Source organism: Paenibacillus uliginis N3/975 (assembly GCF_900177425.1).
GTDB classification, from domain to species: Bacteria; Bacillota; Bacilli; order Paenibacillales; family Paenibacillaceae; genus Paenibacillus_AQ; species Paenibacillus_AQ uliginis.
Genome location: NZ_LT840184.1, coordinates 1740178 through 1753524, shown reverse-complemented (window position 1 = coordinate 1753524; position 13347 = coordinate 1740178). Strand labels below are relative to the sequence as shown.

Here is a 13347-nt window from a genome sequence, read left to right as displayed (position 1 = left end):
TATCTGCAGCTGTAACCTCTTCGCCTTTGCTTCTGCAGATCAAGGGTCCGTTAGGGCCCACAGCGTGAATGTTATGTTATGAGATGTCATTGCCTTCTGCGAGTTACCCCCAGAAAATCCCGTTATTATCCTTATCCACGATCTCCAATTGTTTCTCAAAATCTTCATCTGGTTCTATATCATCAATGAAGTGCCATCTCTCTTTGCTATCTCTCCAGAACACTTCCCATTTTATTTTATTTAATCTAAACTGTGCAACAGGCATTTGAACCCACTGGTCACTTTTGAAAGCTTGTCTTTCTTCAATTAATGTCACGTTGTTTCCTCTAATTTTATAATTAATCTTTATCTGGTTTTTCACATGTTCCGGCACTGCATTTTTTGTATATTCTTCCATTATTTTTATAATCCGTTTCTTCGTAAACTCGTCCATTTTGTATCTCCTATTTGTATTCTGTGTTTGTAAATTCTTTTAATAATTACTTAACTTCTTTGTAATTCCTCGATACACCAGCTTCAGCTCTGATTCTTTACAAATAAATTATATATTATTTTTGCAATGATGTCGTCTAACGTTTGTGTATACACGACGCCCAACCACCTTAAGCCCGAAGGGCGGTTGCGATGCGGTTAGGTGGTACCGGTGTGTCCGGCTGAATCTACTTCATTGCTGCTAATTACATACCCGAAATCTCATCTTACTTCTGCCGGACCGAGGGCCGAATGGACCGAAACGTGAATATGGTGTTATGCGATGCCAACTGTTTCTTCGAATTGCTTAAAAAGTAGTTATCTTGCCTTCCGCTTATTTCCGATAACGTTTCTGTATCTACGATCCCTAGAGGCTTAAGGTTCTCCGCGTCGGGTTCGACGGACTTAGCCTCGCAGGATTCATCGCTGATTTAGCTTCTCTGCTTCATACTACTTGCGAACCAAGGGCGTGGCCCGCAGCGTAGATACCATGTTATATGAAGTTCTGGGCTTCTCTGAATCAGCCTTCTAATTTATTGCCTGCTGTTCTTATTTCTTTAATTTTAATTCGAATTCTTGACATGCAATAACGAAAACGTCGTCATATGTATATATTACATATTGCTTTAACTCCAGATCTCTTGCAGTCTTTATATCTCTAAGTATTTTTGTATTAAATATTTCCCCAAAACTACAACACTCATTGTATGGATTATCAAACATCTGTAAACTTACATCTAACTCAACCATATTAAAGTAATAAACTTTCTTGAATAGCAATTCGTATCCAATAAACTCATCATCATCTGATTCTGTACATAATTGCCCATTTATCTCACCAATTAATTTAACTTCATTCTTTTGATAATTGAATTGAATATCATCAAGGAAGATCGCGTCTCTTCCATGAATTTCACCTAATTCGGTTTTTATAGCTTTGATTTTTTCCATCTCTTTCATACCTCTCAGATTTATCTTAACCAATATTATTTATTATCAGAACTTCATATAACGTTCTTGTATTCACGAACCCGAGAGGCTTAAAGGAGCGCATGCGACTGGGTGGCTTAGCCACCTAGCCTCGTAGGGTTGTCTGCCTGCTCATACTTCACCGAATTGCTTCGGGCAGACCAAGGGGGCTTGTCCCCCGCAGCGTGAATACTCTGTTATGTGATGTCACAGTCCTCTTCGATAAACCTTAGGAAATCTAATCATTCCACATTCTTGTTACTTCTTCTAATTCTAAGTCCTCGAATTGCATTTTATAAATATCTGGTTTCTTTAATTGATCCAAAAACTCCAAGCCAAAAGCTGAATCAAAATGATTCATCATCAAAGTCATTACAAGACCATGAGTCCCGATTGCTATTTTCTTCCCTCTGTGCTCTTTTAATATGGGTTTTAGAACTGAGATTGCTCTTTTCTGACAATCAGCATTAGACTCTCCACCCGGCAAGGTATAATCAGGGTCATTAAAACTCTCTCTGATACTAGACATTAACTCTGCATTTTCAATAATATAAGATGCAAAATGTCGTTCTCTAAGATCTTCAAATACTTTAATATCTAACTTTAAGTGCTCGGCCAATCCCTCAACACTAAGAATTGCTCGAGTATAAGGACTTGATATAATCATGTCTATTCCTTCACCTATAAGTAACTTCGTTACTTTTTCAATATCGATCTTTCCTTTTGGGGTAAGCCCTCTTGTTCTTTCATTTCCTTCATTGTATGGTGATTCTCCATGCCTAACCATATAGATAATTGTCTTCATACAAGCCTCCTTTAGATGCTTTCATTAAGTGTCACACTGTGATTTCACATAACGTCTTATCTACGAACTTCGTGAATACTACCATATTACGTGTATTCCCGTACTTCGTAAACACTCCTTTCATCAGGATATCTACGAACTCCCCTCCGTAATACCCCGATTTCAATAATCTAGCGGGCTATTAATCTATCTGGCGTCCTTCATATACACATGAGTTTAACGCTCTGTTGTTCGCCTGCTTTGGTACCCCAGTAACTCTTGTATATAACCTTAGCCTCCTTACAGTAAATGCTTTGTAAAGGAATGTCTCAACACGTGAATACTCACCTTTTCGCTACATTGGACCGGTTTTTCGCATGTTAAAACACCTTCTACACAGAACGCTCTGTCAAGTGCCTTTCGTACGATTGGCCCGAGAAAATCCATTACTCCGGTTAATACAACTCCATATATTGCGAAGCAGCTAATACGCTGTATCCGATAAGATCGTAAAGGCGATCTTACCGGCCGTTGCAAGTTATCCACCAATATAACAACACATTCTTACAAAAAAGACCCGCAGATCACATTTGTGACACCTACAGGTCTCCTGTCTCCGAAGCCTTTTATTCATATCTCTTTGACTGTGCCGTTTATCTCTAAACATTTATCATTTGATATTACGAATGTTGAGACAGATTTCTCGTGAAAATAGATTTTTTGCATTCGAGTTTTAAAAAATTATAATTCCTTTTATCATTTCAACTGTTCAAGAGCGTACTCCGTTGTAATCGTAATATTATCTGGCATGTCATGAATAAGAAACCATTGTACTTCCTGTAAAGCATGAGGCTCCTTATTAATTACTTTTAAACCTCAGCTTGCTCAGTGCGTAATTATTCTTTCTGTTATTGTTTCTTAATCAATACGGAAAACAGGACCTTTTGGAGAAAAAGGTAGTTCATTTCCTTTTGGCAATAAATAAGCATGTTCTCGTCGAATGGTTAGTTTGTCGCAATAACCATCGGTAATAATTAAAAGTGGGCCATTTTTCGGAAAATCCTCAGCATGAGTAATTAAATCAATCGCAGGCTGCAAAACGGTACCCCCTCTACCTCTAACTTGCACACGATCGGCGATTGTCTCCGGGGCAACATAACCCGCATCGTAAGGAGCTGCATCGCAAAACACAAGACGAGCAAAAGGTACGTCTCTAGCTTGTGCGTAACTAGCAATAGCACCAAGCGCCTTAGCGAGCAACTTTTTATCCATTGAACCAGACGTATCCAAGATCACACCAAACGTACGCCCATCCTCAGATGAACCGCTGTGAACCCATTGAGGTCTTGGGATATCTGGAGTTGAAGATTGGCGACGGCTGACACGGGCATAGGACCGCGTTTTTTCAAGTGGAGAAAAATATGAATCAAACCATTTGGCAAGCTCAACGTCCCATTTTATCGGAGGTTGACCAAGTGCTCTAATTTCTTCAACAAGCCCAGAAGGAAGTAAACCCCTAGCTTGTTCTTCGTGATACATTAAACCTTGTTGGAGTGCATTTTTGCAAAAATCATCCAGCGTTTGCCCATTTCGAACATCCCAGAGCGCCGGATCACCTTTGCCAATCATATCGCCTAACCCATTGCCGCGAAGCGTAGCTAATTTTCTATATAAGCGGATATCTCCAACCATTTTGTCGTAAACCGATTCTGCAGATAAACCTTTCAACTCTGGGTCCAAAAGTAGACCAATTTTAGGATATTCACCAACTTGCATTTCAACCAACCACAGGTTGATGACATAATCACAAGCGACATTCCACAAATAAGGATCGCGACCTTGGCAGCGTTCATGATGCTGAAGACCTGCGTGTAATAACTCATGCGCCATCACAAAAATACATTCTTCGTCGGTTAGTCCAGCTGCTGGATTCATGTAAATTTCGCGTTCTACAACATCAATAGCCGCAATGGAAATACTTAATCGTTGACAGATGGTTTGGTCTTCAATAATTGTAAAACCGGAAGCAAGTGCGCCGAGCAATGGATAACGGTCCATAAACCACCGTTTTGCCCGTTGCGCAGCACTTTTAACATTCGTAGAATCCGTTAAAGAAGTAGAGTGACCTCCCGCCACACTTACAGCACTTGTGACCGCATTAGATAACCCAATTGCAAAGTATTTTTCCCATTCGGGTTCTCCCCCCCAATAGCTACGCGCTGCTGTATCCCGAACATCCATATCCGAACTTGCTACACCTGCTGTGCCAAAATATTTCAAAACTTCCGGCACGCCCCGTGCACAAAATTGCTCATAAAGAAACTCCTCATCCTTTACGGTCATATCTGTCCGTGTTTCCATATCAGAAGGAGGTGTTCCTAGTTTCAAATCAGCAAGAAATTTGGCAATGTACAAATCACAAGCTGCATTCCATGCCACTGGATGTTCTTTCGTTTTCAAATGACTAAGTCCTAAATGCAACAAACAATGAGCAAGCACATAGACCCACTCTGAGGTTTCGCCTCGGCGTTTAGGATGCGTGTAAATATATCCACCTTTTGTAACGGTTGCCCAACCATTTATTGGATAAGGGGTCCCGTCACGATGGACAATACTCGTTCTTGAACATAAAGGCGAAAAAATAGGATGGTTTTCAATTATCTCTACTGCTGCTTGGAATTGTTTTAAAGCTGGATTTTCAAGTGTCGATTTTTTTGACATCTTTACCCCTTATCTTTAACGGCGAGCCGTGGTAAATCACGAACAATTTCTACCATCAGCCAGTCAGGAATGTTAGAGGATTGTTCATTTTTTGCAACAACGAGCTGTGCAATTTCGAAACTAATGCCAGACAAGTCTTTAATCAATTTTTTTACCGTGTGAGCAAACTGCCTATGATTCCCACTGATATCATCTTTTCGAACGGGAAGCTCTTTAATAATTTGTGCTCGAAAAGATTGAGCCAGAAAATAGAGAACATCACGATCTTCTGCAGCAGACGGAAATGAAATTTTACCCTCTAAAATAGCATTTAATTGATATTTACCACTTAGATTTTTGTAAAAAGCTTTAAATTGTGTTGCATGAGCAGGAGTTAAAGATCCACCCGCTAAAATACCGACCACTTCTGGTGACAAATTATCGCCAAACTCGCGAAGTGCATCCGAAAGCATATGCCAGGATCGGGGTGTGGAAAACGGTTCTTCCGTTTTCGGAGGGGCACTCCACAGATGATCGGGGCGAGACTCTAAATATTCAATAACTATCGGATGAATTTCGTTTTCGTACGCCCAAGAAATCCAGTCTTGAAACGATACATTAAGTTGGACATGAAACATACGGTTAATGAGCGCAGAGGACATCGGTTTTACAATTGCACTATCTTGCGCACGGTTGCCTGCACCGATTACAATCGAGCCTTCTGGAAGATGATAATCACCAATTCGACGCTCATGAATAAGACTGTAAAAAGCTTTTTGAACTTCTTGCGAGCAAGCATTAAGTTCGTCCAAAAATAAACAGTAAGGTTCATTGCGAGCAATCATTTTGGGTGGACAAAATTGACTTTTGCCGTCAACGATCTGAGGTACGCCAATAATATCTTCTGGCGCAAGCTGAGAGCCTAAAAGTGAAACACATGGAAGTCCGACTTGATCGGCAAATGATTCAACTAAAGCTGATTTTCCAATCCCTGGGGCACCCCAAATAAAGACAGGGCGAATAACGGAAACGTTAAGCAATATCTGCATCAATTGTGACTGTATAACAGGAACAGCAAGATTCAATAGAAATACTCCTTTTTCTTGAAAGATAATCTTATTATAACAAAAACCGCCATCACGGCGGTTTTAAGAGAGCGTATTTGATGCTTTCAAAAGGTTCCACTCTGTCCGGATTGCTTCGAGCTAACCAAGCAACCGTCAAGCTGAGTAGCGTGAACTCAAATCAATGTAATTATTGCCTTATTTCATCTAACGTTATTGTGTTCCTGACGCCTCACCGACTTAAGTCCGAAGGGCGACCGCGATGCGGTTAGTCGATGAAGGTGTGTCTGCTGATGAATACACTTCCTCGAAATTCATCTCAGACCAAGGTCGGTACAGCCGGCCGAAGTGGGAAAACGATGTTAGGTGATGATGATGCCTTCTTCGAACTACCTACGAAATCTGTCCCCCATGAAATATTTTCAATATAAATTCTTTATCCGGTACTTTCAGTTTTTCATATGATCTTAAAAAATCTAAATTATTGTATGGTACTTCAACTAACTCTTCCTTTATTTTTTTCCGCATTCACGAACCCGAGAGACTTAAGGCGCGTCAGCGCCGGGTCGCCAGACTTAGCCTCGCAGGGTTATCTGCAGCTGTAGCCTCTTCGCCTTTGCTTCTGCAGTTCAAGGGCACGCAGCGCGAATGCTATGTTGGTATTCTCAGTTCATACCCGACTGGTTCGGGGATGAACTTTTTCTTTATACTGGAGAAAACACCGGGCTGAAAAACGTATGCATTGTTAGGACATAAATCCTGTCGCATAAAGTGTTGCACGCCCTAGCCTTTTGTTCATACCCCGATTCAGCTGGCCTTAGTCTAGAACCCGTATCACCGTGCCAACCTGTGGAGAGCGAAAGTGCTGGCCCCGGTTATTTCAAGGAGATTATATGAATCAACCTGTTCTTAGTATCGATGTTGCTAAAGGTAAAAGTGTTGCTGCTGCTTTTCTTTCCTATCATGACTGTATGTACAAACCTTTTTCATTCATCCACACAAATGAGGATCTTCATCGACTCTTCGCTATCTTGGAGCAGATGAAGAATGTCACGGATCAGGAGCCTAAAGTTGTCCTCGAAGCCACAGGAAACTATTCAAAACCTCTGGTCTCGTTCTTTTCTTCTCACGGTTATTCCGTCGTTCTTCTGAATCCAATACCTACTCATCAGCTGAAACAAAAAGCCGTTCGCAAAATCAAAACCGATCCCATCGATGCTATTCGTATTGCTCATGTTTTCTACTTCCAATCTCCTCAACCTCAAGTACAGCTAAGTGAATCTATTCAACAACTCCGTGTAATTTGTCGTCAATCCCAGCACTGGATGGGTTTATACGGTGAGACTCAGCTTCATTTTCGTGCTGTTCTTGATCTTCTCTTCCCGGGATATGACAAGGCTTTTCACAAGGTCTGCAATCGAACTTCCCTGGAATTATTATCTCGTTTCCCTACCCCTTCTGAGCTTTTAGCTGCTGAGCATGAGGAGATTATTACGCTGCTACTTTCCAATCGCCGTGGTCGAGCTTGGAACGAATCTAAGCTTCAGGAGTTACTTGAAATCGCTAGACACAGCCTTCCAGATCTTCATGCGATTCAAGCCCAGAGAGTAGTTCTTATGCAATATATCCATCTTCTTAAGACTTACCAGGATTGCATGAGTGATCTCTTACAAACCATGCAAACACTCGCCGAATCTATTGAAATCTACCATCTTCTTCGAACCATTCCAGGCGTTGGTCCATTAACAGCCGCCATGTTAATCGCTGAAATCGGAGATATAAAAAGGTTCCCCTCCGTGAAACAACTAGCAGCTTTTGCCGGGCTTGACTCAGCTGTTCACGAATCGGGAACCTTCAAATCGAAGAAGAATCGAATATCTAAACGAGGCTCTCAGTACCTACGAACTGCTCTTTATCAGGCCACTGTCGCAGCCATCTCCAAACAAATTCATGGACCAAGAAATTCGACTCTCTTTCAATTTTATCAGCAAAAAAGAAACGAAGGCAAACCGGCAAAGGTCGCAATTGTTGCAACTTCTCACAAGCTTTTACGCATTATTTTTGGAATGTGGAACTCTGGTAGAGCTTTTCAAGCTGGTTAAACCCCTGAATTGGTAATTAACTTCCAGTGATATCTACTCTTCTGGGTAGGTCTATTTAGGTATGCTTACTTTTAATAAACGAAGTTATTTTATTGATAGAGTTGACTTTGATTAGCTGGTTTATGCGAAGTCATTGTCCTCGTTGAAATACTAACAAATTAAGTCATTTAACAGAAACTCGTTCATTCCATTTCAATAAAACGTATTTTTTAATTTGCTCCGCCACTTCTGATGGTCGGGTAGAGGTTGTGTCGATTATGGGCATTGGTGGATCGTAGGCGGTTTCGGCATTATCTAGATGCCATTGTGCAAATTTTTCATGGGATTTGAGCATTTCATCTGTCCACATTGCTTTATCTTCTCGATTCCGAAGTCGAAAATTTCGAGTCTCGTCATTGCAATGTAAGTTAATAAAGCAGAGTTTACTGAAATGATTGTAAGTATCACACTTCTGGGCATCCCAAGGCATAAAAGTACCACAAATTATCGTTCCTCTTCCTGATTTCGCTACAGAGTTAGCAAAATGAAGCAAAATATTAAAACGATCCTGATAATCTATCTTAGATCCTGTAGTTCCGAAATTATCATCGTCTGTACTGAAAACAACGAAATCAGTCAATATAACTCTTAGTTCATTCATCACTGTTGTTTTTCCTACACCGCTTGCTCCTGTTACTATAAATAAAGGCAATTTATGATCCAATGAATACCCCTCCTGCTTTGGTATTTTTAGGTCATTACAATGATTTCAGCTAACGTTTCGCATTCCTGACGTCTTAGCGGCTTATGTGACCGGAGGGAACAGGGCGTCAGATTTAGCCGCTTGGATGTGTCGCCTGATTTACTTCTCAAAAAATCCTCTCGGTGACCGAGGAGCGTTAGCAACGACGCAGGAATGTAATGTTAGCTGATGTCAACGACCTCTTCGAGTAATCTAGCACAAGTTCTTTATAGTTTATTTTAACTTCAGCTTATATATAATCTCTCCATCTTGGTTCTCTTTATCTTGATTAACAAATCCTAATTTCTCGTAAAGCTTTCTAGCATGATCATTATTTTTTTCGATTGTTAGAGAGATTACTTCGCATTGTCTGTGCACTTCCTGAATGAATTCTAATATTCTTTTAAGAGATTGTGTTCCTAGTCCCATCCCTTGATATTTCTTGTCTATTTGAAAGCCACCGATCCAATAATTATTAGTACTATTTGGTGTATAGGAAAGATAGAAAAATCCGAATGTTTTATCATCCTTGTACAAAATATATGGATCAAAAGCCTCATCCCACGGTTTTATATAAGCCCATGCTAAAGATTCGATAACAGAAGGTACAAACTTCTCTTGTGGTTTGAGTAAAGATATTGAGAGAACTTCTTCCCAATTATTTTTATCAATTGATTCTATGCGGATTAGATTCATTTTTTATATTCCTTTCGATTTCCCATCACAATTTCGTTGATTTCAGCTAACGTTTGTGTATCTACGAACCCGAGAGGCTTAAGGAAGCGTCAGCGACCGGGTCCAACGGACTAAGCCTCGCAGTGTTGTCTGCTGTGTCGCTTCTTCGAAACGCCTCTTACAGACCAAGGGACGAACAGCCCGCAGCGTAGATACGTTGTTATGCGCTGTACCCTCTTCTTTAAACTAGTTTCAAGTATTCTTAATCCAATATCTCTTAATTACGTTTCCATCTTCTTCTATGTAATCTGTATCGGACTTCCCACCGTTCTTAATAATGGTTCTTTCAGATCCCACATTACAAGCATCACAGACAACTAATACATCTTTTATTCCCAGTTTCTTGGCCTCAATCAAGGACAGTTCCAATAGTTTTGTCGCATAGCCTTTTAATCTCTCTGACGGGCGGATACCATAACCTATATGCCCACCAGCATTATACAAATGTTCGGTTAATTGATGTCTAATATTAACCGCACCTAATACTCTATTATGTTTATCGACCAACCAAAACGTTGAATCTGAGACCCAACCTTCAGGTAAGCCAACACCCTCCTCATTATTAGACAGTGACTTCAACATCCCTTGAAAATCACTTGGATCCATACTTATGACCCAAGGAACCATATCCTCACCAGATTCTTTCCACTCTTGATAAAATGATAAATACTCATTTTTAAGCTCTATTTGAGGCTTTACTAATTTTAAGTTGTTCATATGTTTCCACGTCCTCTGATGGCTTTTGTGACCTTAGGGTATTGCACATAACGTTCCTGTGTTCCTGATGTCGATTCCCCTTAGATAGCTCTTATCTTAGGGGAATCGATGTGTCTGCCCGAATATTCTTTCTTAACATTCCTCGGGCAGAGCGAGCGGTGACAACCGCGAAGCTGGAACATACTGTTAGCTGAAGTTATTGTCTTCTTTGATAAACTTACTTTGTTAACTCATTTGAAATTCTAATCATTTCATGTAGTTTTTGTTTAACATCTTGATTCGTAACAAGTTCTTTTGATACTTGTAATTCCTCTTCATTTTTTGATACTTGCTCTTCATAAATGGAAGTAATATTTTCAAGCAATTTTTCACTAGACTCTTTATTTTCTTTTCTTAATTGGAAAACATATTTATTTAAGAGTTCATACATCAAAACTAAAACTGATGCTATTGATATTACCAGTAAGATCGAATTTAAAATATTGGAATCTTTTGATTCCTTAGAAACACTTTGAATATATCCACTGTTATTATCATCGGCATAACTTACTTTAAATGCGTTTTTTTCGTCTAGCACCCAAAAAATCATAGAAACCTCAGCATTTTTTGATAACCTTGGCAAGTTAACAAGTAATTTATTTGATTCTATGGATTGCTTTGTTATGGTCTCGGGACTGTTTAATTTATACTGATAAATTGACCCTTCTAATTCAATTACTAGATTTAGATTCTTTGAAGGAGAACCACCATTATTTTTAATAGTAACAATTCGGATTGTATTAGGTATTAGGTTCGATTCTTGTTTGTCGATGTTTTTAACAATTATTTCATTTAATTTATCTGGCAATCTAAAATCATCTTTTGTTGAAACTAAGTCGAGCTCTGGTGCTCCAAACTTACCTATTAAATTATCTCCGAAGAACATTACAATAACAGCTATCAACAAACTTATCAGAGAAATTGACATTGTCATATTACTTTTTAATCTACTCTCAACCAATTCAAGGCCCCCTTATTTCTAAGGTCACTAATTATCCAATCTGGAGAAATAGTATCATCTTTAGAACAAAACTCAATATATTGTAATTTATCTAATTTAGTTTCTCTTTCCACCATTTTTCGAATTTCTTTAACATTATTCATATCAAAACTGAAAGGACTATCTACTATAAAGAGTCCACTTGTATTTAGAAAAGGATAATCTATATGTCTAACTGTTTTTATTAGAAAACTTAGAAATTCAATTCTTATTCTTTCACTACCAGAATAATTACTACTACTAGAATATTCTCGAATAGACCTACCATTAGTTTTTTCAATATACTCATTTAAAAAGTCATTAAACAAAATTTTTCTTTCACTTTTCAAGTTATCATACTGTTCCAAGATAATATTATATGCTTTTGTAGCTTGGTCTAAAATTTTCTTATTCTCAAAAATTTCGTCATACATATTAAAAAACTCTTGTTGTAATATCCCTTTAATATGATCATTGTTCTGAAGGTTGATTATATTTTTTTCAACATTATTAATATATGTTTTAAGTATTTCATATGAATATTCATCTTTTTGAAGATTGTTTTTAAACACGTCAATTTGTCTCTTTGACTCCTTAAGGTAATTAACGTTTATACCCATAATTTTATTATCGAGATTATCTCTATCAGTCTTTGAATACAGTTCCCCTTGAGTGTAAAATGAAGCGCGAATAATTTGGATGGCTGCGGTTCTATCATCTCCAACATTGAATTGTGGTGAAAGTAATGATGAATAAAAATCAACTAATTCATTTGTATTTAATTTTTCGTTAATATCCCCTTCAATCAATATCTCATCGTTAATAGTCCTTTTAAAAGACAATCTTTGACCTTCAATATTAACTATCAATTCTGGATCAATCTCATAAAGAAATTTAGTTATTCTCTTATTTTTGTGCAAACCCAAAAGATATAAAATTATATTGAATAAAGTAGTTTTTCCTGATCCGTTATTACCAATAATGATGTTCATTCCGGAATTAAAAGTTATTACGTTATTGTTTATTTTTAATTGTTCTAATTTTAGAGTCTTCAAAAGGCAACCCTCTCTTTTGTATTTATTCTTATTTTCTTTTTCTAGTTTACATTTTTCCAATAATTTCAGCTAACGTTCTTGTATTCACGAACCCTCACTGGCTTAAGGGGCATCAGCCCCAGGTCCGACGGACTTAGCCAGTGCAGGGTTGTCCGGCTGCTCCCTATCTCTCGAAATGCCTCTGCCGGACCAAGGGCCGAATGGCCCGCTGCGTGAATACTTTGTTATCAGATGTTCCCTCTTCTTCGAATAACAATCAATTATTTATTCTTAGTAGTAGATCCTTTATTAAATAACTAATAAATATATTAATTGCACTTAGCGTAATTAAAGATAATGGTATCGAAAGATTGACAATAAATTTTTTGTTTAAGAATTTGATTTTTTTATGTTGAAAATCAGACATATCGTGAAAATAATCATTTACCTTAATTAGGACTTCTAAGTATGCCGCCGCAAACACTGAAACTATTATCCAAGCATTTTGTTCAATTTGATTGAGCGAAGAAAATTGAACTATTAACGCAACCCACACTGTGAATAGTATCTTGAAAAGTGACTCTATGACGATGTTTAAGTACTTTAGTCTTGCATATCCTATCATCATGAATAGAGCAATAATAGCAAAATTTATTTCAAATAAATTTTCCAATAAACTAAAATAAATAGTCCCTTTAAGAATCCTTCCCCACAAGTATAAAGATAGACCATAAATCATAATACTTATAAAAAAACTCAACCAAAATATAAGGTTATTTATCAAAAAGTGTTTTAAGCTAAATTTTCTCTTATGTTTTGTTTTTCTTGACTCCATCTTTTATTCCTTTTTTTTATGTATTTAGGGAATTTCCGATAACGTTCTCTGCATTCACGAACCCGAAAGGCTTAAGGCGCGTATGCGCCGGGTGGCTCCGCCACTTAGCCTTGCAGGGTTATCTGCCTGGTTCCACATCTCCGAAATTCCTCGGGCAGATCAAGGAGCCGTCAGGCGACGCGGTGTGAATGCGATGT

Annotated in this window: 13 protein-coding genes; 2 read left to right on the top strand and 11 right to left on the bottom strand. The window is 38.4% G+C overall.

From position 1 onward, the window contains the following. Window positions 1-103: 103 nt before the first annotated feature. From B9N86_RS08080 to B9N86_RS08060, 5 genes are all read right to left on the bottom strand, one after another. On the bottom strand, window positions 104-433 hold the full coding sequence (locus B9N86_RS08080) for a DUF3024 domain-containing protein (protein ID WP_208918556.1): 330 nt from the start codon (window positions 431-433) through the stop codon (window positions 104-106). A 587-nt stretch (window positions 434-1020) separates the two neighbouring features. After that, window positions 1021-1422, bottom strand: a complete 402-nt coding sequence (locus tag B9N86_RS08075; RefSeq protein WP_208918555.1) for a hypothetical protein — start codon at window positions 1420-1422, stop codon at window positions 1021-1023. Between the two features lie 256 nt (window positions 1423-1678). Beyond that, entirely contained in the window at window positions 1679-2245 is a 567-nt protein-coding gene (locus B9N86_RS08070) for a histidine phosphatase family protein (RefSeq protein ID WP_208918554.1), read from the bottom strand. Window positions 2246-3142: 897 nt separating this feature from the next. Then, window positions 3143-4945, bottom strand: a complete 1803-nt coding sequence (locus B9N86_RS08065; protein WP_208918553.1) for a vWA domain-containing protein — start codon at window positions 4943-4945, stop codon at window positions 3143-3145. Window positions 4946-4947: 2 nt separating this feature from the next. Beyond that, window positions 4948-6009: an AAA family ATPase gene (locus B9N86_RS08060; protein WP_208918552.1), complete on the bottom strand. Its 1062-nt coding sequence runs from the start codon at window positions 6007-6009 to the stop codon at window positions 4948-4950. Between the two features lie 463 nt (window positions 6010-6472). Here B9N86_RS08060 and B9N86_RS29995 point away from each other — a divergent pair, with 463 nt between their 5' ends. Together B9N86_RS29995 and B9N86_RS08055 are read left to right on the top strand one after the other, a co-directional pair. After that, the gene (locus B9N86_RS29995; RefSeq protein WP_210190658.1) at window positions 6473-6718 is read left to right on the top strand and encodes a hypothetical protein; all 246 of its coding nucleotides are present in this window, start codon (window positions 6473-6475) and stop codon (window positions 6716-6718) included. 163 nt (window positions 6719-6881) lie between these two features. Continuing rightward, window positions 6882-8090 (top strand): IS110 family RNA-guided transposase, encoded by a 1209-nt coding sequence (locus B9N86_RS08055; protein WP_208918551.1) that lies wholly within the window; start codon window positions 6882-6884, stop codon window positions 8088-8090. A 163-nt stretch (window positions 8091-8253) separates the two neighbouring features. Here the strand turns inward: B9N86_RS08055 and B9N86_RS08050 are convergent, their stop codons facing one another. The 6 genes from B9N86_RS08050 to B9N86_RS29990 form a co-directional block, all read right to left on the bottom strand. Next, window positions 8254-8793 (bottom strand): AAA family ATPase, encoded by a 540-nt coding sequence (locus B9N86_RS08050; protein WP_244563007.1) that lies wholly within the window; start codon window positions 8791-8793, stop codon window positions 8254-8256. Between the two features lie 252 nt (window positions 8794-9045). Next, a complete protein-coding gene (locus B9N86_RS08045; RefSeq protein ID WP_208918550.1) occupies window positions 9046-9507 on the bottom strand; it encodes a GNAT family N-acetyltransferase in 462 nt (153 codons plus the stop codon). A gap of 231 nt (window positions 9508-9738) precedes the next feature. After that, window positions 9739-10263 (bottom strand): GNAT family N-acetyltransferase, encoded by a 525-nt coding sequence (locus tag B9N86_RS08040; RefSeq protein WP_208918549.1) that lies wholly within the window; start codon window positions 10261-10263, stop codon window positions 9739-9741. A 217-nt stretch (window positions 10264-10480) separates the two neighbouring features. Continuing rightward, the gene (locus B9N86_RS08035) at window positions 10481-11263 is read right to left on the bottom strand and encodes a hypothetical protein (RefSeq protein ID WP_208918548.1); all 783 of its coding nucleotides are present in this window, start codon (window positions 11261-11263) and stop codon (window positions 10481-10483) included. Then, window positions 11245-12273: an ATP-binding protein gene (locus tag B9N86_RS08030; protein ID WP_210190657.1), complete on the bottom strand. Its 1029-nt coding sequence runs from the start codon at window positions 12271-12273 to the stop codon at window positions 11245-11247. Before B9N86_RS08030 ends, B9N86_RS08035 begins: the two co-directional genes overlap by 19 nt. Window positions 12274-12592: 319 nt before the next feature. Continuing rightward, a complete protein-coding gene (locus tag B9N86_RS29990) occupies window positions 12593-12988 on the bottom strand; it encodes a hypothetical protein (protein WP_210190656.1) in 396 nt (131 codons plus the stop codon). Between the last annotated feature and the right edge of the window lie 359 nt (window positions 12989-13347).

Coding starts and splice junctions, on each gene's coding strand:
- B9N86_RS08080 (WP_208918556.1), bottom strand. CDS start 433: ATGGACGAGTTTACGAAGAAACGGATTATAAAAATAATGGAAGAATAT.
- B9N86_RS08075 (WP_208918555.1), bottom strand. CDS start 1,422: ATGGAAAAAATCAAAGCTATAAAAACCGAATTAGGTGAAATTCATGGA.
- B9N86_RS08070 (WP_208918554.1), bottom strand. CDS start 2,245: ATGAAGACAATTATCTATATGGTTAGGCATGGAGAATCACCATACAAT.
- B9N86_RS08065 (WP_208918553.1), bottom strand. CDS start 4,945: ATGTCAAAAAAATCGACACTTGAAAATCCAGCTTTAAAACAATTCCAA.
- B9N86_RS08055 (WP_208918551.1), top strand. CDS start 6,882: ATGAATCAACCTGTTCTTAGTATCGATGTTGCTAAAGGTAAAAGTGTT.
- B9N86_RS08045 (WP_208918550.1), bottom strand. CDS start 9,507: ATGAATCTAATCCGCATAGAATCAATTGATAAAAATAATTGGGAAGAA.
- B9N86_RS08040 (WP_208918549.1), bottom strand. CDS start 10,263: ATGAACAACTTAAAATTAGTAAAGCCTCAAATAGAGCTTAAAAATGAG.
- B9N86_RS08030 (WP_210190657.1), bottom strand. CDS start 12,273: ATGAACATCATTATTGGTAATAACGGATCAGGAAAAACTACTTTATTC.